Source organism: Longimicrobium terrae (assembly GCF_014202995.1).
Taxonomy (GTDB): Bacteria; Gemmatimonadota; Gemmatimonadetes; order Longimicrobiales; family Longimicrobiaceae; genus Longimicrobium; species Longimicrobium terrae.
Map to the genome: position 1 here is coordinate 251,605 of NZ_JACHIA010000001.1, position 21,822 is coordinate 273,426.

The 21,822-nt window shown below is 71.2% G+C and carries 18 protein-coding genes; all 18 read right to left on the reverse strand.

Annotation, left to right across the window (positions count from 1 at the left end; genetic code table 11):
• Positions 1 to 745: 745 nt before the first annotated feature.
• Positions 746 to 1,867 (reverse strand): glycosyltransferase family 2 protein, encoded by a 1,122-nt coding sequence (locus tag HNQ61_RS01060; RefSeq protein WP_338088064.1) that lies wholly within the window; start codon positions 1,865 to 1,867, stop codon positions 746 to 748.
• Positions 1,868 to 1,963: 96 nt separating this feature from the next.
• The gene (locus HNQ61_RS01065) at positions 1,964 to 2,992 is read right to left on the reverse strand and encodes a hypothetical protein (RefSeq protein ID WP_170030831.1); all 1,029 of its coding nucleotides are present in this window, start codon (positions 2,990 to 2,992) and stop codon (positions 1,964 to 1,966) included.
• 82 nt (positions 2,993 to 3,074) lie between these two features.
• Entirely contained in the window at positions 3,075 to 4,643 is a 1,569-nt protein-coding gene (locus HNQ61_RS01070) for a glycoside hydrolase family 32 protein (protein ID WP_170030833.1), read from the reverse strand.
• A 373-nt stretch (positions 4,644 to 5,016) separates the two neighbouring features.
• Complete coding sequence (locus tag HNQ61_RS01075) at positions 5,017 to 5,742, reverse strand: O-methyltransferase (RefSeq protein WP_170030835.1); 726 nt, start codon at positions 5,740 to 5,742, stop codon at positions 5,017 to 5,019.
• A gap of 50 nt (positions 5,743 to 5,792) precedes the next feature.
• Entirely contained in the window at positions 5,793 to 6,731 is a 939-nt protein-coding gene (locus HNQ61_RS01080) for a PfkB family carbohydrate kinase (protein WP_170030837.1), read from the reverse strand.
• Positions 6,732 to 6,733: 2 nt separating this feature from the next.
• The gene (locus tag HNQ61_RS01085; protein WP_170030839.1) at positions 6,734 to 7,453 is read right to left on the reverse strand and encodes an NTP transferase domain-containing protein; all 720 of its coding nucleotides are present in this window, start codon (positions 7,451 to 7,453) and stop codon (positions 6,734 to 6,736) included.
• On the reverse strand, positions 7,450 to 7,839 hold the full coding sequence (locus HNQ61_RS01090; RefSeq protein ID WP_205761093.1) for an HAD family hydrolase: 390 nt from the start codon (positions 7,837 to 7,839) through the stop codon (positions 7,450 to 7,452). The genes HNQ61_RS01085 and HNQ61_RS01090 overlap by 4 nt, the downstream gene beginning before the upstream one ends.
• Positions 7,840 to 9,072, reverse strand: coding sequence for an acyltransferase family protein (locus tag HNQ61_RS01095; RefSeq protein ID WP_170030841.1), 1,233 nt, complete (start codon positions 9,070 to 9,072; stop codon positions 7,840 to 7,842). It abuts the gene before it with no gap.
• Positions 9,069 to 10,328 (reverse strand): acyltransferase family protein, encoded by a 1,260-nt coding sequence (locus HNQ61_RS01100; RefSeq protein WP_170030843.1) that lies wholly within the window; start codon positions 10,326 to 10,328, stop codon positions 9,069 to 9,071. Before HNQ61_RS01100 ends, HNQ61_RS01095 begins: the two co-directional genes overlap by 4 nt.
• Positions 10,325 to 11,953, reverse strand: a complete 1,629-nt coding sequence (locus tag HNQ61_RS01105; protein WP_170030845.1) for a phosphotransferase — start codon at positions 11,951 to 11,953, stop codon at positions 10,325 to 10,327. Before HNQ61_RS01105 ends, HNQ61_RS01100 begins: the two co-directional genes overlap by 4 nt.
• 48 nt (positions 11,954 to 12,001) lie before the next feature.
• On the reverse strand, positions 12,002 to 13,102 hold the full coding sequence (locus HNQ61_RS01110) for a WavE lipopolysaccharide synthesis family protein (protein ID WP_170030847.1): 1,101 nt from the start codon (positions 13,100 to 13,102) through the stop codon (positions 12,002 to 12,004).
• Positions 13,103 to 13,111: 9 nt separating this feature from the next.
• The gene (locus tag HNQ61_RS01115; RefSeq protein ID WP_170030849.1) at positions 13,112 to 14,251 is read right to left on the reverse strand and encodes a WavE lipopolysaccharide synthesis family protein; all 1,140 of its coding nucleotides are present in this window, start codon (positions 14,249 to 14,251) and stop codon (positions 13,112 to 13,114) included.
• Between the two features lie 6 nt (positions 14,252 to 14,257).
• Positions 14,258 to 15,427, reverse strand: a complete 1,170-nt coding sequence (locus HNQ61_RS01120) for a hypothetical protein (protein ID WP_170030851.1) — start codon at positions 15,425 to 15,427, stop codon at positions 14,258 to 14,260.
• Positions 15,424 to 16,722, reverse strand: coding sequence for an ABC transporter ATP-binding protein (locus HNQ61_RS01125; RefSeq protein ID WP_170030853.1), 1,299 nt, complete (start codon positions 16,720 to 16,722; stop codon positions 15,424 to 15,426). The genes HNQ61_RS01120 and HNQ61_RS01125 overlap by 4 nt, the downstream gene beginning before the upstream one ends.
• Positions 16,722 to 17,627 (reverse strand): ABC transporter permease, encoded by a 906-nt coding sequence (locus HNQ61_RS01130; protein ID WP_170030855.1) that lies wholly within the window; start codon positions 17,625 to 17,627, stop codon positions 16,722 to 16,724. Before HNQ61_RS01130 ends, HNQ61_RS01125 begins: the two co-directional genes overlap by 1 nt.
• A 134-nt stretch (positions 17,628 to 17,761) precedes the next feature.
• Positions 17,762 to 18,889, reverse strand: coding sequence for a non-hydrolyzing UDP-N-acetylglucosamine 2-epimerase (gene wecB, locus HNQ61_RS01135; protein WP_170030857.1), 1,128 nt, complete (start codon positions 18,887 to 18,889; stop codon positions 17,762 to 17,764).
• Positions 18,889 to 20,148, reverse strand: coding sequence for a GumC domain-containing protein (locus HNQ61_RS01140; protein WP_170030859.1), 1,260 nt, complete (start codon positions 20,146 to 20,148; stop codon positions 18,889 to 18,891). The genes wecB and HNQ61_RS01140 overlap by 1 nt, the downstream gene beginning before the upstream one ends.
• A complete protein-coding gene (locus HNQ61_RS01145) occupies positions 20,138 to 21,778 on the reverse strand; it encodes a polysaccharide biosynthesis/export family protein (RefSeq protein WP_170030861.1) in 1,641 nt (546 codons plus the stop codon). Before HNQ61_RS01145 ends, HNQ61_RS01140 begins: the two co-directional genes overlap by 11 nt.
• Between the last annotated feature and the right edge of the window lie 44 nt (positions 21,779 to 21,822).

The following is a 21,822-nucleotide window of genomic DNA, read 5'->3' on the forward strand; positions in this document are numbered from 1 at the left end:
CTTCCACCCGGGTCCGCGCTCGGCGGTTTTTCCCGGACGGGTTTTCGGTCGATCAAACGCGGCGGACAGGCGCCGCACGACGCGGCCTGACGAGCACCGCGCGGCCGCCGTCACCGTCCATCCTCCTCGAGCCGCGACAGCGGAAGACGGGGGACGCGGATTCAGGGCCGAGAAACCACTTCCGCCCCGTTCTCTCGCCCGCCACTGGCCGTCCAGAGCGCGTGTCGAGAAACGGCCCGCAGCCCCCTTCTCCCCGCTACCCCGCCGGAAAGGCGTCATCCCTGAGGGAGCGTGCGCCGGCCTCTCCGTCCCGCCGAGTCATGCGCGACCGAAGGATCTGCCATCCGCCGAGCCAACGTCGCGACCCGCACGCCCGTTCTCGCGGGGAAAGCAGATCCTTCGTCGGTGCCAGATTATGCAGCCGGTGCAGGTGCCTCCGGCGCCTCCTCAGAAGGATGCCGTGCGGCGTGGTCGTCCCGTGAGCCCATCCGGGCCAGGATGGACCGGGTCCCCCACCCCCCGTCGAGGCGGTCCGGCACGGCCGGGATAACCTACACCCCGCGCAGTCCGGGGCAAGCACGATCCACCGCGCGTCGTGGCGCCCGCGGCAGCCGATCCGCGACAGGGCGAACCCTCTCGCGCCCGCGCCTGAACGCGGAACGCCCCGGCGCGCGGAGCACCGGGGCGAACATGCCGAACCTGTATTTCCGGACAACGACGGGCCCCACGAACGACCGGAACGCGCTCACTCCTCCGCTTCGGTGCCCCACCGGGACTTGCCGATGCCGCCGGGGCGGCGGTCCCAGAAGCCCCGCCCGCGGCGCCGCCTGAGCCAGACGGTGCGGAACCACTCCCACCGCTCCCCCGCGGAGGGCGGCCGCGCCTCGGCCAGCGCCTGCGCCGTCTCAATCCGCCGGAAGCGCAGCGCGTCGTACGTCCGCAGCCCCGCGGGGGACACCGGCTTGCGCTCGCGCAGCACCCGCGGCAGCCCGGCCGCGAACGAGCCGATCGCCCACGCGCCCCACCGCAGTTCGCCGCGCCGCACGATCTCCATCCCGTACGACATCAGCTTCCAGCTGAACTCCCCCGCCGCGCGCGGAAAGGGCACGTTCAGCAGAATGGTCCACAGGTTGTTGCGCAGGTTGTACGCGGTGATCTTGCCTTCCGAGCGGTTCAGCGGCGACAGCCGGTGATGCACCACCACGTCGGGAAAGAAGAGGATACTCCACCCCTGGTCGATGACCCGCACCGCGTACTCGCCCTCCTCGCCGTAGTAGACGAAGAAGTCGCGGTACGCCCCCACGCTGCGCACCACCTCGCTGCGCATCATGTGCCCGCACCCGATGTACGAGTGCATGTACTGCTCGGCCTGCGGCTCCGCGGGGGGCGGCGGCTCCAGCCCCTCGTGAATGCGGAAGGTGAGCACCCCCAGCCGTGGCTCGCGCTCAAACCGGCGCACCGCGCGGGCGATGTCGTCCGGGTCCACCGGGGCGCTGTCGTCGTCCAGCGTAAGGATGTAGTCGCCGCCCGCCAGGGTCATCCCCAGCGAGCGGCTGCCGATCAGTCCCAGGTTCTGCGGATTGCGGTGAAAGCGCGCCTCCGGCCACTCCGCGCGCACCACCGGCTCCAGGCTTTCCGCCGAGGCGTCGTCGATCACCAGCAGTTCCAGCGACGGATACCGCTGCCGGCGAAGTTCGCGCAGCGTGGCGCGCAGCTCCTCCGGGCGGTTGTGCGCGGTGATCATCACCGTCACCCGCGGCGCGGCGGAGGCGGAGGGGAAAGGCCGGCCCGCGGCGCTCCCGGATTGTGAAGGGGCCTGCATGGTTGTACGAAAGCACTCCGCAGATGGCTCGTCCGGCACCGGCATGGCGCCCGGAGCGGCAAGGCCGCTCCTCGCTCGTTCAGCGGCCCCCACGCAAGGAACATGACGCGCGGAAGGCCGCGGCCGGATCGCGGCGGCGGGTCACCCGGCCGGCTTCTGCTCCGCATGCGTCACTGCGGGCCCGCCCTCGCCCGCTTCGCGCTGCCGCTGCTGGATCTCGATGTACTCGTTCCACTCCGGGGGAACGTCCTGGCCGGGAAACAGCGACCGGTTGGCCTGGAACCACTCGTCGCGCTCGCGCTCCAGCGCCGCGGCGCTCTGCAGCTCCGCCTCCGTGGGCGGCTTTTCGCGCTTGGAGCGCAGGATTTCGTACACCGTGAACGCCCGCATCTCCAGCTTGAGCTTGTGCTCAAAGTGGAGGTGGTAGGTCAGCAGCGACTCCGGGTGCAGCGGAACGCCGCGGCGCGCGTACTCGGCCACGTGGTCCGCCACCGACGAGTACGCGTCCATGTTGCGGGAGCTGGAAACCCCGATCTGATCGTTCATGCACATGGCGCCGGCTTCCATCCGCTCGCCGCGCTCCGCGTTCTCGAACCGCAGCACCGGCGCGGCGCCGCGGTTGGCGCGCCCTTTGGAATCGAAGCCCTCGCCCAGGGGCATGGTGATCACTTGGGGGTCCACCCGGCTCAGGTCCAGTTCCTTGTAGAACATCAGGTCCGGCCGGCAGCGGATGACGAAGTCGTACCGGAAGCCCTGGTCCGCCTCGTACTCGCACTTGAGCCGGTTGGCCTGCTGCACGTGGTGGTACATGGAAAAGATGCGGTCCGTCCACCCCGGCGGGTCCAGTTCGGCCAGCTCCTGCGTCTGCCGCCGGAACCGCTCCGCGTCGTACGTCCACAGGGTCATGCGGCGCAGCGTGGGGCCGTACGCCGCCCGCACGCTGTCGGGGTTCACCCGCGATTCGTAGTCTTCCCAGGTCCACACCTTGGACTTGGGATCGCCCAGGTTGCCCACCGCCCCCGTGACGTCGGGCGCGTACAGGAACAAGTCGCAGTCGTACGGCGCCTGCATGCACTCCATGAACGACTCGTACGTGTCGCGATAGGAACGCAGGAACCCCGAAAGGCAGATGGCCACCCGCGGCTTTCGCCGGAATCGTTTCAGGAACATCGTCACAGTCTGTTGAATCAGGGCGCGCCGCCGGATCGCGAACGCCGCGCCGGGGCCGGCCCGGGGTACCCGCCGGCCCGCGTCAGTTGCCGGACGGCGCCTGAATGCCGGCGCCGGAAAGCGGCCATGCCTCCAGCGACACCAGCCGGGCGCGGCCCCCACGGGCGTACACCGAAACCCCGTCGTTCACCCCGGTGGGAAAGATCTGGTCCGTGAGCACGGTTTCGCCCTCGCCCCCGAACACCTCCACCGACGACCAGTCCACGAACACGTGCAGCCGCACGCGGCCGTCGCGCACGGTGAGCGGCCCCGCGTGCCGGGCCGCAAAGCCGGGGTGAAAGCCGGTGCTCCCCGACCGGGTGCGGTCCACGAACAGCTGCGAGCCCGCCACGTTCACCCCCACCAGCGTTTCCTCGTTTCCGCCCTGCCGAACCTGGAGCCCCACCTCGGTGGCGGTTCCCACCTCGAACTCGGCGATGATCTCCATGGCGCGCCCGGCCACTCCACGCTCCGCCAGCGGCACGCTGCGGGACTCCAGCTCCAGCCCCTCCACCCGCACCGGCGTGCCGCGCAGCGACTGCAGCTCCGCCGCGGGCTGCTGCACCAGCCGGATACCGCCGGGGGTGGAGCCCAGCCCCAGAACGCGCGGAATGCTCATGCTTCCCCGGAACGGCGAGGTGGGGATGGCATTGGCGTACCACTGGTTGTTCATCCACCCCAGCATCACCCGCCGCCCGTCGTCGCGGGGGATGTCGGACCAGGAAAGCGAGGCGTAGAAGTCCGCGCCGTAGTCCACCCAGCGGGGCTCCGCCGATCCGTCCAGCGTAAAGGTGGTGCCGTCGAACCGGCCCAGAAAGTACTGGCCCGCCGAGCCGCCGGTGGGCCCGCCGCCGGACACGTCCACCTCCAGCACCCAGCGCACGTTCTGCGGATCGCCGTCCACCGCCAGGGGGAACAGGTCGGGGCACTCCCACACGCCCCAGACGCTCCCCAGCTGCCCGAAGTCGCTCAGGTACGTCCACTGCTTCAGGTCCGGCGACGAGTAGAAGCGCACCTTTCGCTCCTGCGAAAGGGCCACCACCATCACCCAGGTCTGGCCGGGCTCGTACCAGAACACCTTGGGATCACGGAAGTCCGTGGAGCCGATGTCGATGACCGGGTTGCCCCCGTACTTGGTCCAGGTGCGCCCGCGGTCCGTGCTGTAGGCCACCGCCTGCACCTGCCGGTTGTCGCGCGTGCGGTGGCCGGTGTACAGCGCCACCATCGGCGGCTCGCCGTCCTTGCCGAAGCCGCTGGTGTTCTGCCAGTCCACCACCACGCTCCCGGAAAACATCATCCACCCGTCTTCCTCGCGCAGCGCCACGGGCAGGTGCTCCCACCGCACCAGGTCGCGGCTCACCGCGTGTCCCCAGTTCATGTGCCCCCAGGTGCTTCCCTCGGGGTTGTACTGGTAGAAGAGGTGATATTCCCCCTGGTAGTAGACGAGCCCGTTGGGATCGTTCAGCCAGTTGGTGGGCGCGGTGAAGTGGTACTGGGGACGGTAGTCCGGCTCCACCGCCAGCGCGCGCAGCCCGTCGGATCCGGTCGCGGAATCACACCCCGAAAGCAGCAGGCACAGTGTGGCCAGCAGGTACATGGCGGCTCGATTCATTCCGTACGCGTCTGAAACGAAAGGGGGATGCGGAACGGCGGGGAGGGGGTGCCGGCCCGGCCCCGGCCGGCGAAGGCGCCCGGCGGGCTCCGTGCGGCCGGCGGGCGCGAATCACGACGGATGCGCGGAGGCCCGGGAGAGAAAGAACGCGCAAAGATGCCTGCGTACGGCCCTCCGCGCCAGTCCGGCCGGCGCGGAGCGGTTGGATGCGGGGACGTGCGTTCCGCGGGAAATCAGCCGGAAACGGCCGAACGGCTGACCCGCTTGCGCCCCGCCGTCCCGCGGGCGCTGACCGGAGGTGCGGCACGTCGCGGAGCCCGCTGCGCGCGCGCTCCGGCTTCCCGGGGAAGGCGCCGGATGCGCGGCGGGCGGGTCAGAACGGGGCGTAGAAGTTCCAGTCCGGCTCCCACTGCTCGCGTTTGCGAAAGTACTGGTCCGCGTCGTTGCGCCCCGTCACCCGGCGGGCGGCGGTCGCCAGCGGATTGCGGCCGGTAAAGGTGGCGGGGAGGCCCACGTCCACCGGATCGTACCGGCGGTGCGTCCGCACGAAGCGGAGCACACGGTGCACCGCGCGCATTCCGCAGTCGTTGAAGCCCACCACCCCGCCCGCGCGCAGCATGCGGTCCACGTACCAGAAGTCCAGCAGCGTGTAGTCGAAGGTGTGCCAGCCGTCGATGTACGCGAAGTCCAGCTCCGCGCCGCCGGCCAGCAGCTGCGGAAGAGCGATGTAGTCGAAGGTTTCCATCAGCCGGTGCTGGCCGGAAAGCCCGGCTCGTCGCACGCTCTCCACCCCCATCCCCTTCCACTGCGTGCTCTGGCCGGGGTCGATGGAGATCAGCGTGCCGCCCTCCCCCAGTTCCCGCAGCGCGGTGAGGATGGCCAGGCTGGCGATGCCGAACGCCATCCCCACCTCCACCACGGCGCGCGGACGCTCGGCCAGCACGGCGCGGTAGAGCGCGTCGGCAAAGGACTCGCGGATCTCGGAATGCACCCGCTGGGGCGTACCATCCGCCCCCACCGCCGTCGCCGTGTCAAAGATTCCCCGCGCCACCTCGCTGGCGTCGCGGAGGGAACGGCTGGTCACCGGCTTCACAGTCATGGCCGTCCCCCATCAGGAGAAACGAGATCCGGCGCGGCGCCCTCCGCGCGTCAATCCTCCGCGCCCGGGGCACGGACCGTTCCGCCGGGGAGCAGCCGGTACGCGGGCGTGGCGCCGCGGCTGGCCGCGACGAACTCGCCCAGCCGGCAGGCGTCGCGCAGTCCGGCATGCGGCGGCGCGCCGTCCAGCAGCACCCGCTGCACCAGCCGGGCGAGAAACGCGTCCCCGGCGCCCACGGTGTCCACCACGCGCACGGGGCGGCCGGCCTCCCACATCCACGCCCCGTCCCACAGCAGCCCCGCGCCGCGCGCCCCCGCCGTCACGCACACCCGCCGGCACCCGGCCCGGTCCCCCAGCGCGCGGGCGAGGGATTCCAGGCGCTCCGGCGACCCGTCCTCCTCCCCAACGCCAAGGAGGCGCCGCAGTTCGTCGTCGTTCACCTTCAGCAGCCCCGCGCCCCGCGCTGTCCCCAGCACGAAGGCGGGATCGTCGTACGGCGGGCGCAGATTGACGTCATACACCCGGCACGCGGCGGAAGCGGAGGCGAGCAGGCCGCGCAGCACCGCGCGGTTGTGCTCCTCCCGCAGCGCGAGCGTGCCGTGGATGACGGCGGCCACCCCGGCCGGCGCGTCCGCGGCGGGAATCAGGTCCCACGCCGCCACCGCGCCGAACGAGTAGCGGGCGGACCCGTCCGCCGCGAGTTCCGCCCGGGCCTCCCCCGTCGCCGCGCCGGGGACGACGGAGACCCGCGCCGTGTCGCACCCCGAAGCGCGGATGTGCTCCACCAGCGCGCGCCCGGGCTCGTCATCCCCCACCGCCGTCACCGGGAGCGCGCGGACGCCGCAGCGGGTAAGGTGGTACGCCACGTTCAGCGGCGCGCCGCCGGCGAAGCGCCCGTCCGGCAGCACGTCCCACAGCGCCTCGCCAAAGCAGAGCACCGTGCGATCGTCCGTCTCGACCCGATCGTTCGGGACGCCCGCCGCGGCCACGGTCAGCGCCGGTCCAGAAAGGCCTGCAGGGCGTCCGGCGTCCCCATGTCGTGCATCTCCGTCGCGACCGACACGTCCACCCGCCACCCGCGCTCGATGTACTTCTGGTAGACGGGGATGACGTAGTATTCGCCGCGCGTCTTTTCCTGCCGGGCGAACATCTCCCGCGCCGTGTCCATCAGCTCGCCCGCGCTGCTGAAGTAGTACAGCCCGGTGCTGGCGTGGTCGGAGATGCGCTCCTTCTCCGCCACCTGCACCACGCGCCCGGTCTCGTCCGTGCGCGCAAAGCTCCAGCGGTCGCCGGGCATGTCGGCCACGGAGATGATGCCGCGGCAGTCCTCGCGCCGCCGCGCGATCTCCCGCGCCAGCGGGGAAACGACGTAGGTGTCGCAGCTGGCCACCAGCAGGTCGTCGTCCGGGTCCAGCAGCGCCTCGGCCGCCATCACCGTGGCCAGCTGCCCCTCCGTCACCCCGTCGATCACCACCACCTCGGTGGCGGGGCCGGCCAGGCGGGGCAGCATGTCCCGCAGCCCGTAGCGCTCGTCGTGCTCGCGCAGAACGACGAAGACCACGCGGCGGGCGGAGGAAACCAGCTCCCCCAGCCCTTCCAGCGCCCACGCCACCATGGGGCGGCCGAGCACCTCGATGAGCGGCTTGGGGGTCTGCACCCCCTGGTCGGCGAAGCGCGCGCCGCGCCCCGCCATGGGGACCACGACGTTCACTGCTCCTTCGCCTCCCCGGCGATCATCTCCGGGGTGATGGCGTTCCATCCCTCGAAGCGATGGGCCCGGTCGTCGATGTAGATGTGCGCGTTGGCCTTGCCGAAGTAGATCTCGTCGTACTCGATCCCGTTGGCGTCCAGCCAGTCCAGCGTGATCTTGCCCACGTTCTTCATCACCTTGCCCAGGTTGCTTTCGCACGTCTTCATGTTGCGGGCGGTGATGATGATGATGTAGTGGCCAGCGGCGCGCAGCTCCCGCAGCCGCTCGGCGGCGCCGGGAAGGACGGCCAGGTCGGCGTACGTCTGGCCGGGGCCCTTGAGTTCGCAGATGGTTCCATCCAGGTCGACGGCCACGCGCAGCTGCGTGGTCACGGCGGAGTTTGTCATTCAGCTTCTCTGCAGAGGTTGGGTCGACAGCATCCGGCGCTCCGCGGATCCCGCCTGCGGCTGGGGCAAAGGGCCCAGCACGGGCCCGGGGCGCGGAGCGTAGCGCTTGAGTTCCAGAAACGGTTTTTCCAGCACCAGCCAGCTCACCTCGGCGGCGGCCAGCGAAACGGCCATCACGCAGGCGGCCACGCCGAACGGGTACAGCCCGCTGGCCGCGGGGATGGAGAACGCCCGCTGCACCAGGCCGGTGCCCAGCACGCCCACCACCACCAGGGTGTGCCACACGTACAGCCCGTAGCTGCGGGCGCCCAGGTGCCGCAGCCAGCGGGCGCTCAGAACGCGCTGCACCCCGTGCGACGGCGGCGCGGTGAGCACCATCACCAGCAGCGCGCCGAAGCCCCAGGCCAGCAGCAAAAAGCCCAGCGTCTGCATCCACGGGGTGTAGTTGCCCGTCGTGCCCGCGGCCACGGAAATGGCCGATACCCCGGCGGCGCAGGCCAGCGCCGTCCACGGGGCCGCCGGCTTCCACCGGGCCAGGCCGCCCGGCGCGCGGGCCGCCAGAGCCACCAGCGCGCCCACGCCCAGCGCGTCCATGCGCGCCACCGTCAGCACGTACGGCGCGTCCCCGGGCCCGTACCGCGTCACCAGCCCGATCCGCAGCAGGAGCGCGGCCGCGATCATTCCCCCCGCCGTCCACCCCAGCGCCCGCCGCGACAGCAGCCACACGGCCAGCGGCCACACCAGGTAGAACTGCTCTTCCACCGCCAGCGACCAGAAGGGAAACAGGTACAGCGGCACCACGTCGCGCCCGGCGGACAGGGCGATCTTCACGTTCAGCAGGTAGGCCCAGGCCCACGCGTTCCCCTCGTCGGGGACGGCGGAACCGTGCATCCACCCGCCAGCCAGCCATGGCAGCACCGCCAGCATCACCACCAGCGCCGCGTAGTACAGGGGAAAGATGCGCAGCGTGCGGCGCGCGTAGAAGCTTCCGAAGTAGCCCCGCTGGTCGCGGGTGTCCAGCAGGATCCCCGTGATGAGCATTCCCGACAGGACAAAGAACAGGTCCACCCCCATCCACCCGAAGGCGAACAGGTGCTGCACCCACTCCGGCCGCCCCGGCGGCCGCGCGCCCATGGACGAGTGAAGCCACATCACCATCAGAATCGCCAGCCCGCGCACCCCGTCCAGCGCGGCCACATGCCCCGGCTCGCGGCCGGCCCCCGTGTTCGTCATCGTGGTTGAACGAGTGGCCGGCCCCCGTCTCTCCCGCCAGGGAGCCCGGCCGCCGGGATTGCCTCCGCGCCCCGCGCCTCCGGACGGGGAACGTAGCGCTTCAGCTTCAGAAACGGCTGCTCCACCAGGCGCCAGCTGGCCTCCGACACGGCGAGAGAGGCGGCCAGCACCAGGCAGGCCATCAGCGCCTGGTGCACCGGGCTGGTGGGCTCCACCCCCAGCAGCCGCGGCAGCACGCGCAGGCGAAGGATGATGAACAGCGTGAGCACGTGCCACACGTACACCCCGTAGCTGCGCGCCCCCAGGTAACGCAGCTCGCGGCGCGAAAACACCCGGGTCAGCGGGTGCGACGGCCCGGCCGCCAGCACCATCACCAGCAGGGCTCCGCACGCCAGCGCCACCAGCGTGTAGCCGGCGGTCTGCATCTCGGGGGTGTGGTTGTCGGCGGAACCGGCGCGCGCCATCAGCGCCAGCACCGCCGCGGTGCACCCCGCGAGCACGGCGGGCGCGAACCGCTTCCAGCGCGCCAGACCCCCCGGCCCGCGGAGCGCGATGGCGATCAGCGCGCCCACCGCCAGGGCGTCCATCCGGGCCACCGTCAGTACGTACGGCGCGTCGCTGGTGCCCGTCGCGGCAACCAGGGCCACGCGCAGCAGCAGCGCCGCGGCGATCATCCCCCCCGCCACCCACGCCAGCGGCCGCCGGGGAACCAGCCACACCAGCAGCGGCCACACCAGGTAGAACTGCTCTTCCACCGAGAGCGACCAGAAGGGGAAGATGTAGAAGGGAACGACCTCCCGTCCCGGCGACAGGACGACCTTCACGTTCAGCAGGTACGCCCACACCCACGGCCCGCCCTCGTGCGAGCCGGACGCGGAGCCCAGCAGGCCGCTGGCGGGCAACATCACCAGCATCACCAGCAGCGCCAGGTAGTACAGCGGAAAGATGCGCAGCGTGCGGCGCGCGTAGAAGCTGCGGAAGTACCCCGCCGAGCGGCGCGTGTCCAGCAGAATGCCGGTAATCAGCATTCCGGACATGACGAAGAACAGGTCTACCCCCGCCCACCCCGCCGAGAACAGGCGCTGTACGGCCAGCCCCGCCGCCCCCTCCGGCCGCGCTCCGAACCCGGTGTGAACGCACACCACCACCAGAATGGCCAGCCCCCGCACGCCGTCCAGCGCGGGGATGTGGCCCGCCTCCTCCCCCGTGCCGCGGGTCCCCGCCGGGCCGTCCGCCCGGCGCCCGGCCGCGGTCACAGGACGTCGTTCAGCAGCGTGAGCCCCGTAAGGTACAGCAGCTGCTGGCGGCGCGGGTGGCCGTGGTGGTACGGCACCATCGACACGAAGAGAAGCCCCTCGATGAAGCGGATCTCGTTCACGTCGTAGCCCAGCGCCGCCACCATGCGGTCAAAGTCCCCGGCCAGCGAGCGCAGCCGCGCGTCGGCGTACACCTGCGACGTCCAGCTTCCGTCCGCTTCGCGCCGCACGTCGAACATGTCGGCCATGACAAAATCGTACAGCCCGCTCAGGCTGTGGCGCAGCTTGGCGATGTCGTACCGCGCGTCGCCGTAGATGCCGCTCTTGCCGAAGCTGCCGCGCGGGTCGATGAGCCGCACGATCTGGTTGTTGACGTCGAACAGGATGTTGCTGAAGCAGTAGTCGCCGTGGATGATGCTGATGGGCGCCGACCCCGCCAGCCGCTCCGCGCCGCGGTTGATGGCGTCGCGCAGCACGTCCACGTTGCGCAGCTCGCGCCCCTGGTAGGTGATGACGGGCGCGTCCAGCATCTCCTGCCACGCCGGGTCCTGCCCGCGCAGCGCGTCCAGCCGGTCCCACGTCTTGGCGCCGTACATGGCGTGCACGTGCTCCGGCTCCAGCTCGCCCGGGTGGCGGCGGAACTCCTGGTGAATGAGCAGCACCTTGCGCATCACCGAGCTCCAGATCTCCCGCGGCAGGTCGCCGTACACGTACAGTTCCGCCAGCGTGGGATACCCGTAGTACTCCTGGCTCACCGACACGTTGCCCTCGGCGTCGCGCGTGGCCAGCACGCGCGGCGTCAGCACCTTGAGCTCCTCGGGAAGCAGCTGGAACCACGCCAGCTCCTCCTCCAGCTTCTTGGTGTGCTGGCTCACCTTGGTGATGGTGTTGAGCACGGGGTTGATGGTGAGCGCGTTGAAGTAGCGCGGCTGCAGCAGCCGGCGGCGCGCCCCCACCAGGTTGTCGATGTGCCCGAAGTCGAACCACTCGCGCGCCTGCTGCGCCTGCAGCGGATGCACCGCCATGTAGCGGCGCAGCACGTCGCTCAGCTCGGTGTCGCCGGCCAGCACGCTTTCATCCACCGCGGCCCGCAGCAGCGCCCCGTCGCGCAGGTGGTAGTAGCCCGCCAGCGCCTGAAAGGGCGGCTCGTCCAGCTCCTGCTTGTCGATCAGCCGCACCACCTCGCCCACCGCGCCGGTCACCGCCACGCACCACCGCCGCGAATCCTCCACCTCGGCCGTGTACACGAAGTCGCGGTCGCCCGTGAACGAGTCGCGGATCAGCGTGTCGCCCAGCACCACGCGCACCAGCCCGGGCTCCGTCTCGCCCTCCAGCCCCGCCTGCATGGAGCGCACGATGCTCCCGGAGTCCCGCACGGTGGCGATCCGCAGCTCCATGCGCTCGCGGTACACCCGCTCCACAAAGCCGCGCAGCTGGGTGTTTTCCTCGCGCACCACCACGGTGGCGCGGCGGATTCCCTTGAACAGCAGCTCGTCCAGGATCCACCCGATGACCGGCTTGCCGTTCACCGGCACCATGGCGTTGGACTGCCCGGCCCCCAGGGGAAGGTTGGTGGGGTTCGGCGGGCCGCCGCACAGGATCAGGGTCGTTTCAGTAGGGTTCAACACGGAACTCTTCGCGTGTGCGTATCGAAAAAAAACAGGACGGGGCAGTCAGCTCCCGGGGCGTCGCCCCAGGGCGGCCAGCCCCGACACGTATGCCCGCTTGGCGGCGCGGAACGCGCCGGGAAAGCGGGACTCGGCGCCCGCGCTCAGCGCGCGCAGCGCCGGCGACGAGCGCGGCGAAAGCAGGGCCAGGTGCGCCCCCGCCAGCCAGCGGTCGTACCCCCGCTTCCACGCCAGCCGCGCGTCGGGCGCGGGGCGGAAGGCGGGGTCGCAGCAGTCGCGGTACAGCCGCTGCCACTCGCCGTGCGTGTACAGCGCGGCCCAGTGCGCCAGCTGCATGGGGTACTTCAGAAACTCGATGTTCAGCGCCTGCACCTCGGCCACCACCAGGTTGTTGGCGATGGTCAGCTCCGAAAGGCGGCGCGCCTCCGGGCCCGCGTCCGTCTTGTGCGCGAACGGCACCGGGCCGTACCCGCGCAGAAACGCCAGCCAGTTGTGCTGCTCCACCGTGTAGCGGTGGGTGAGCCACCAGTCCGCGTCCCCCTCGGGGCGGGGGTGGTGGTCGTACCACCGCACCATCTCCTCGTCCGCCAGCGGAATGTCCCACAGCCGCAGCACGTCGCCGCGCAGGCCGAAGTGGAACCAGTCGCTGGGGTGAAAGGGGTACGCGACGCGGCGGCGCACGCTGCGCGAAAACCAGTCCGCAGTCACCACTCGCTCCTCCAGCACCCGCCACTCCGCCGCCCGCACCGGATACCGGCCGAAGAAGCGCAGAAACCCGGTGCCGGAAAGCACCATGTCGCTGCGCAGCTTCATGGCGTACGGGCGGGCCGCCTGGCGCAGCCCGTTGCGTGACGAGACGATCTGCCGGTTCGCGTTGTAGAACGCCTGAAAGCCCGGCCGCGAATCCGCGTCGCAGCGGAACGTTCCCGGATCGTCGCTTTCCACCAGGCGGTCGAACGGAAGCCCCGACACGTCGGACCCCGCCCAGGTGGAAAGGACGATTTCGGCGCCGGGCAGGTGCCGCCGCACGCTTTCCAGCGCGCGCAGCGTGTGCCTCTCCTCATGCGGGGCGTCGGGGCGCCCGGTCACCGGCCCCTGCACCACCACCGAGATGTCCTCCGGCCGGGGAGGCGGCCGCTCAGCCATGCGCGCGGGTCACCGGCTGGCGATCCGGTCCACCGCCGCCCACACCGACGAGTACAGCCGCTTGGCCACCCGGAAGCTCGCCGGCGACCGCCGCTCCCACCCGGCGCTCACCACGGCGCCCGCGCGCGACATGCGCGGGTTCAGCAGCGTGCTGTGCGCCCCGGCCAGGTAGCGGCTGTACAGCCGCTTGGACACGTGGGGAAGGTCCATCTCCACCCGGGCGTCGGGATCGCAGAAGGCGGCGTACAGGGCCTGCCACTCGCGGTGTGTGTACAGCGTCTCGGCGTGCTGCACCGAAACCGGGTACTTGGCGAAGCGGATGCCCAGCGCGCGCCGGTCCGCCACCACCAAGTTGTTGGCGAAGGCCAGGTCCGAAAGATCCAGCGCCTCCGGCGAATCGTCGCACTTGTGCTCGAACGGCACCTCGCCGTGACGGCGCAGAAAGCTGAGCCACACCCACTGCTCCACGGTGTAGCGGTACATCACCCAGGGTTCAGGGTCGTTGGGCGCGTGCGGCCGGTGCTCGTACCAGCGCGGAACCGAGGGGTCCAGCGGCGGGCTGTTCCACAGATCCAGCAGGTCTTCGCGCAGCCCGAACTGAAACCAGTCGCTGGGGTGAAACGGGTACGGCAGCCGGTTTCGCGGGTTGCGCGAAAAGTAGTTGGGCACCACCACCCGCTCGCGGAACAGGCGCCACTGCGGGCTGCGCGCGCGGTACCGCCCGAAGTAGCGCAGAAAGCCCGTTCCGGTCAGGAGCATGTCGCTGCGCAGCTTCATGGCGTACGGGCGCGAAGCCGCGCGCAGCCCCTGGTACGTGGAAACCGCCTGCCGGTCGGCGTTGTAGTACACCGGGCCCCATCCCGGGTGGGCCGGGTCGTCGCAGCGCGGCCCGCCGGGATCGTCGCTCTCCACCAGCACATCGAAATGCAGCCCCGACACGTCGGAGCCGCGCCAGGTGGACAGCACGATCTCGGCGTCGGGCAGGTGCCTGCGCACGCTCTGCAGGCAGCGCTGCGTCAGGCGCGCCGCGGGGGGGGCGTCGGGGGCCCCCATCACCGGCCCCTGCACCACTACCGAGATCTGCCCGGAGCGGACGGGTTCCCGCCGCCGGGGCGCGCGGGCCTCGCCGGGCGCTGAAGTGGACGTCATGGCCGGCTACTCCTTCCCGGAGGGAGGGGAGGCCCGCAGCAGGTCCACGCGCAGCAGCGGCGTGCGCAGAACGGTGCGCATCTCCGGAAGCGGCTCGCCCAGCTGCGCGGGCGGCGGCGGGCGCCGGGTGTGCCCCCCGATGGGCATGTCGTGCTCGCTCCCCATGGGATCCACGTGGTAGTAGGCGTAGCGCTTGGTGGCCACCCCCCACTTGAACCGCAGCTGCTTTCCAGAGGCGAGGCGGAAGGTGGTGAACTTTACGCCCAGCCCCAGCCGCTCCAGCAGCGCGCCCCCGCCCACCAGCGTCGAACGCACCAGCAGGTCGCGCAGCAGCAGCCCCGTGGCCACCACGCCCAGCGGAATCCACGTGCGCCGCAGCCGCTCCGGGTACCCCGCGGGAATCAGCCGCGTGAGCGTGGGGCCGCTGTCGCGGTCGTAGATGATCCAGTTGAACCGGTTGAAGGCCGACCGGCTGATCTGCAGGTCCTTGAACCACACCAGCCCGTACTCCCCGAAGTCCAGCACCTCGATCCAGTCGCGCAGAAACTCCAGGTGCCCCAGCATGGTCATGGGGTACGGGAGCTGGCGGCTGCGCACGAACATCCGCGCGAACTGCACCTCGGGCGAGTACAGGTCCTCGTAGTACACCTCGCGCGTGTCGTACCACGCCCGCACGTTGGCGAAGGTGGAAAACACCAGCATGTCCGAGATGTGGAACGGCTCGTAGCGGGTGAATACATTGGTCACCAGCACCCGCTCGTACCCCCGCTCCGCGCGCTCCACCAGCGCGCCCAGCAGCCGGTCGGTGAGGCCGAAGTCGCTGCGGGTCTTGAGCACGTACTCGAAGCCGCCCGGCTCGATCAGGTCCAGCGCCGCCGCGATGCCGTGGCGCTGCAGGTTGCGGTTTCCGCTTCCCCACCGCTCCGGCTGCCGCGCCAGGCTCACCTGGTCCAGGTGCGGGCGCAGCACGTTCAGCCGCTCGGGGGCCTCGGTGTCCCATGCGGCGTACACCACGTGAAAGTGGCGGCGCAGCGGCGAGGCGCTCAGAAACTCCAGGATTTCCAGCGTGGAGTGCCCGTTCAGCTGCTCGTAGATGGGCCCCTGGATCACCAGCGCGATGCGCGGCGCCGCGCCGGAAGCGGGCACCCGCCCGTCTTCGGCCGTCTGCACGCTCACCCGGATACCGCCGCGTCGGCGGCGGCGGGGAACTCCACCCGGTTTTCCCACGGAAGGTACGGAAGGAGCGCGCTTCCGCTGCGCCACCCGCTGAGCTCCCAGCGGCTTCCCACCCCGCGCACGTTGTTCACCGAGAACTGCAGCTGCTGCTCCTCGCCCGCCACCCGCCGGACCTTGGAGATCCCCACGTCGGGCACCAGGCGGAACGTTCCCTCGGGAAGGAAGTGCGCGGGGATCTCGCAGCGCAGCCGGTACACCCCGGGCTGCGGAATCCCCGGCTTGGTGGGGTCCAGGTCGTCGAAGTACGACGAAAACAGCTCCACCTGGTTTTCGTTGAACACGGCAAAGCCGATCACCAGCCCCTCGAAGCGGGGCGGGTTCCCCACCCGCACCTCCATCTCCACCTGCACGGGAAGGTGCGACTCGAAGCTCCCGGTCTCGTTGTCCTCCTGGCGCACGGCAAGCAGGCGCATGGCCAGTTCGTCGTCGCCCACCAGGGCGTCGCCGTCGTACTCGCGCCGCGTGCTTCCCACCTGGTACTGGCGGTGGTACAGGCCGATGGCGTCCAGCGTGGGCCCGTCAAACTCCACCCGCCCGCCCTGCATGAGCAGCGCGCGGGTGCACAGGTTGGCGATGGCCTGCATGTTGTGGCTCACGAACAGGATGGTGCGGCCGTGGCGCGCCACGTCGCCCATCTTGCCCAGGCACTTCTTCTGGAACGCCAGGTCGCCCACGGCCAGCACCTCGTCCACGATCATGATCTCGGGCTCCAGGTGCGCCGACACGGCGAACGCCAGCCGCATGTACATGCCGCTGGAATAGCGCTTCACGGGGGTGTCGATGAAGCGGTCCACCTCGGCGAAGGCCACGATCTCGTCGAACTTGGCGGCGATCTCGGCGCGCCTCATTCCCAGCACGGCGCCGTTCAGAAAGACGTTTTCGCGCCCGGTGAGCTCGGGGTGAAAGCCGGTGCCCACCTCCAGCAGGCTTCCCACCCGCCCGCGCAGCTCCACCCGCCCGCGGGTGGGCGCCACGATGCGCGAAAGCACCTTGAGCAGCGTGGACTTCCCCGCCCCGTTGTGGCCGATGAAGCCCACCACCTCGCCGGGCGCGATCTCGAAGTTGACGTCGTCCAGCGCCCACAGGGTGGTGGCCGGCGTCGCGCCCCCGCGGCGCAGGGCCGCGAGCGGGGCGCGCATCGTCTCTCCCAGCGCTTCGCGCAGGCTGCGTGAAACCGGGCGCGCCCCGATCTGGTAGCGCTTGGAAAGGTGCTGTACCTGTACGACAGACTGCATCAGATGTAGTCGGCGAAGTTGCGTTCCACCCGCGCGAACACGTACGCGGAAAGCGCGAGCAGAACCACCGTGGCGGCCGCGGAAATCCCCAGCGCGGGCCAGTCGAACGCGCCGCCGCTCACCGCCACGCGGAAGTTGCCGACGATGCCCACCACCGGGTTCAGGTTGTACAGCGTCCGCCACCGGGCGGGCACCATGCTGGCCGAGTACACCACCGGCGACGCGAACATCCAGAGCTGAAGCAGCACCGGCACCGCCATCCCCACGTCGCGCCAGCGCACGTTGATTCCCGCCAGCATCAGCCCGAAAGCGAAGCTCAGCAGGCTCACCAGCACCACCAGCACGGGGATCATCAGCAGGTTGCGCGTGGGCGCCACCTGGTACACCAGCATCATCCCCACCAGCACCAGAAAGGAGATGGCGAAGTCCACCAGCCGGGCCGCGATGGCCGCCGCGGGAACGATCACCCGGGGAAAGTACACCTTGGTGACCAGGTGGGCGCTCCCCACCACGCTCCCCGCCCCGCTGGTCACCGCGCTGGCGAAGAAGGTCCACGGCAGCAGCGCGGAGTACACGAACAGGGGGTACGGCACCCCGCCCGAGTCCACCCGCGCCACGTTGCCCAGAAACACGGTAAAGACGATGGCCGTGAGCAGGGGAAGGAGAACCACCCACCCCAGCCCCAGCACCGTCTGCTTGTAGCGCACCTTTACGTCGCGCAGCGTCAGAAACAGGAGCAGCTCGCGGTGCTCCCAGGTTTCGCGCAGGTGCAGCGCGCCCCACGCCCCCACCGGCTCCACCACCACGACCGGCCCCGCCGCCGCGGGCGGCGCCCCGGCCGGACGCACCGGCCGGCCCTCCGGACCTCCGGCCACCAGCACGCGCGAAACTGTCTCAGTGCTCATCCACACTCTCATGCAGTGACCGCCGGATCCCTCCGGCGCATGCCGCGCGGCACCGCCGCCCGGCAGAAAACAACGGCCCGGCGGCGGAAACAGATGACGCGCGGGCGCGTCGCTCCGTCACCGCCCCGGGGCGATCAGAAGCCCGCCGCGCCGTCCGTGCGGGCAAGGGCGTGCAGGGCATGCACGATGCGCTCCGCGGCGGCACCATCCCACCCTTCGGGGCCGGGCACGCCGTCGGGACGACGCCCGCGCGCCTGCGCCGCGCGGAAGCTGGACACCACGCCGTCCGCCGTCAGCGGCCACGGGGCCAGGCGGTTGGTTCCCTCCGTCACCGTCACCGGGCGCTCGGTCTGCTCGCGCAGCGTCACGCAGGGAACGCCCAGCGCGGTCGTTTCTTCCTGCACCCCGCCGCTGTCCGTGAGCACCACCGCGGCGCCGTCCACCAGCGACAGCATGTCGGTGTACCCCACAGGCTCCAGCACGTGCAGTCCTTCCAGCAGTCCTTCCAGGCCGAACTCGCGCGCGCGGGCCCGGGTGCGCGGGTGCAGCGGCAGCACCACGGGGGTGCTGGCCGCCACCTGGCGCAGCGCGCCCAGCACGGCGCCCAGCGCGTCCGGGCTGTCGACGTTGGACGGGCGGTGCAGCGTGGCCAGGGCGTACCCCCCGCGCGGGAGCCCCATTGCCCCCGCGGCGTCACGGGCGCGGGCGGACTCCAGCTGGGCAAACAGGGTGTCGATCATCACGTTCCCCACGAACCGGACCCGCTCCTCCGCGATTCCTTCGGCGCGCAGGTTGTGCAGCGCGTCGCGGCTGGGGGTAAGCAGCAGGTCGGCAAGCCGGTCGGTGAGCACGCGGTTCACCTCCTCGGGCATGCGCCAGTCGCCGCTGCGCAGCCCGGCTTCCACGTGCGCCACGCGGCACCCCACGGACTCGTCCTGCTTGGCGGCCACCAGGGCGCACGCCAGGGTGCTGTTCACGTCGCCCACCACCACCACCCACTCCGGGCGCACCTGCAGCAGCACCGGCTCGAACGCCACCATCACCCGCGCGGTCTGCTCCGCGTGCGAGCCGGAGCCCACCCCCAGGTGAAAGTCCGCCGGGGCCATCCCCAGGTCGCGGAAGAAGGCGTCCGACATGCGGTCGTCGTAGTGCTGGCCCGTGTGCACCAGCACCGCCTCGTCCCCCGCCGCGTGCAGCGCGCGCAGGATGGGCGCGACCTTGATGAAGTTGGGCCGCGCCCCGGCCACCACCAGAACACGCATCAGCGGGCTCCCGCGCGGGAGCGCCGCCCGCCGCGCACCTGCCGCCACGCCTCGAAGAGCGGCTCGTTCTGCGGCGCGCTGCGCACCCGGCGCATCGCCTCGGCCAGAAGCGCGGCGCCCATCCCCAGCAGAACCCCCAGCACCATCCAGGTGAGCACCAGCTTCCACAGCGGCGAACGGGCGGGCGCGCCCGGCAGCACCGGCGCGTCCAGCACCGTCAGCACCGGGAGGGTGTTGTTGGCGTCGATCTGCGTCTGCGCCAGCGCGGCGGTGAGGCTCTGGTACACCCGCTCGTTCTGCGTGTAGTCGCGCAGCAGGCGGGTGGAGGCCACGCGCACGTCGGCGCCCTGCCCCAGCGGGGTAAAGACGCGGCTCGACGAAGACCCGCCGTCCGTCAGCCGGCGCAGCTGTGCGCGGCGGGTGGCCAGTTCGGCGAGCGCGGCCTGCATCTGCGGGTTCTGCTCCGTCACCGACTGCCGCAGCTGGGCCACGACCACTTCCTGCTCGTTGATGGCCTGCTGCGCCTCGGCCGCGGCCTGCAGCGTGCGCGCCGCGCTGGCCTCGTCCACCTGGCCGGAGGGCACCGCGCGGCCAAAGCTCAGCATCCGCTCCTCGGAGCGCACCAGCGCCTCGCGCGCGCTGTCCAGCTGCATGCGCAGAAACGCCTCCTTGCGGTTGGCGCCGTCAGTGTTGACGCGCGACAGCAGGGAGTTGAGGATCACGGGATACGCACGTACGATGTCCACCGCCAGCTGCGGCGTGGTGGCGCCCACTTCGATGCGGATGGAGCCGTCGGGGGCCCGGTTCACCCGGGTGTGCTCCCAGAAGATCTCGTGGATCTCCGCCGTCCGCCCGGGGGTGGTGCCCAGGCGCGCCACCAGCGAGTCCAGCAGGGTGCGGCTCCCCAGCACCACCCCCACCATCCGGTCGTTGCCCGACTGCGGCAGGCCCAGCATGCCGCCCACCCCGGCGGGAAGCTGCGCCAGCGCCGCCCCGCCGGACTGCTGCGTGGCGGCAAAGGGCACCAGCAGCGTGTCCGCGTTGTAGCGCGCCGTCAGCAGGTAGCGCGTGGCGACGGCGGCCAAGGGCACCAGGACCGCCGCGCCCAGCACCCACTTCCACCGCCGCAGCAGCGCGGCCGCCAGGTCCACGGCGCGAAGGCCCGGCGCCGGTTCCGTCTCGTTCGCCATCGGCTCGTTCAGGGTGTCGCGCTCCGCCCGCCCGCCGCGGGCGGGCGGCTCCGCCAGGTCATGGATCACGGGGAAAGATCTGGCGGAAGGCGATGATGGTGAGTGCCACTCCCGAGATGGTGCTGATGATGCTCTGCGCGCTCTGCAGCGTCTGCAGCGGATTGCGGCGCTCCCGGAACGGCACCACGATCTGGTCGCCCGGAACGATGGCCCGCACGTCGCCCAGCTGCGTGCGGCTGCCGAACTGCGCGCCGAAGACGGTGACCTCGCCGCGGTCCGCGCGGCGGTTGTACCCGCCGGCCAGGCGGATGTAGTCCTCGGCGGTGCGCCCTTCCACGTACTGGATGAGCCCCGGCTGCCCCACCGCGCCCAGCACCGTCACCCCGGTCCGGCGCAGCGGAATCACCAGCTCGTCGCCGGCCTCCAGCACCTGGTCCAGCGCGTCGCCCCCGGCGGCGAACAGCCGCTGAAAGTCCAGCACCACCACGTTGGGGTCCCCCTGCCCGCGGGCCTGCAGCAGCCGCCGCTCATCCGAGCTCAGCAGCTCCGGCGGCACGCCCTGCAGGTCGCCCAGCACGTTTCCGCCGCTGCCGCCCACCCGCTGCCTGCGGCGCAGCGTGGCGTCCACCAGCGACGCTTCGGGCGTGAACCCGCCGGCCAGCTGCACCAGTTCGCGCACCGTGGTGACGCCCGGGCGGATGGGGTACGTCCCCTGCCGCACCACCTGGCCGATGACCAGGGCCGTCCGCTGCTCCTGGAAATTGGTCAGCTGGGCGATGTACACCGCGTCCGCGGGGCGCAGCCGGAACGCGCGCCCCGCCACGCCGATCGCCTCCGCGCGCGAAAAGGTGTGGAACTCCCGCTGCTCGGCGCCCAGGAACCGCGTGACGCGCACCGTGTCGGCCGCGTTGGCCGGAAAGTCGCCCCCGGCGTTGGCCAGCATCAGCAGGTCGGCCAGCGACTCGCCCGCGCGGAACTCGTAGCGGCCGGGAAAGTGGACCCGTCCGTAGATCTCCACCGTACGCTCGATGGTGGGAACCACCACCACGTCTCCCTCGCGCAGCGGCGGATTGGCGTCCAGGTCGCCCGCCTGGCGGAACCGCACCAGGTCGGCGATGATGGAATCGCCCGCGCTGCGCCGCACCACCACGTTGCGCCGCACCACGCCGTTCACCACGTCCACCGGCACCAGGTCGCTCACCCGGGTGGCCGCGCTGGCCACCCGCGCGCCCGGATCGGGCACCCCGCCCACCAGGAACACGCGAAAGCGCCGCGTCTCCGCAAGCGTCAGGCTCACGGTGACGCCCTGATAGTAGCGCTGCACCAGGTCGCGCACCCGCGCCTGCGCCTGGTCCAGGTTCAGGTTGAGCACGCGCGTCACGCCCAGCTCCGGCACCACCAGCGCGCCCTCGGGGCTGACGGGGACTTCCCACACCCGGTTCAGCGTTCCCGTCAGCGACACCGTCACCACATCGCCCGCGCCCAGCAGGTACTGGGCGCGGCTCACCGGGGCGTCCAGCAGCGGGGCCCCGGAGCTCACCGCCATCCCCGCCTGCCCCACCGAAGAGGGCGCGGGAGCGGCGGGCGCAGCAGGAGCGGGAGCCGGGGTGGTCACCTGCGCCGCGGCGGGCGCGGCAAGCACCAGCGCCGCCAGGCACACGGCCCACCCGCGCAGGTACCCGTCAATTCGTCTTCTCATCAACTGCACACCGTCTTCAAAAGAAAGCGTTCACACCGCGGATG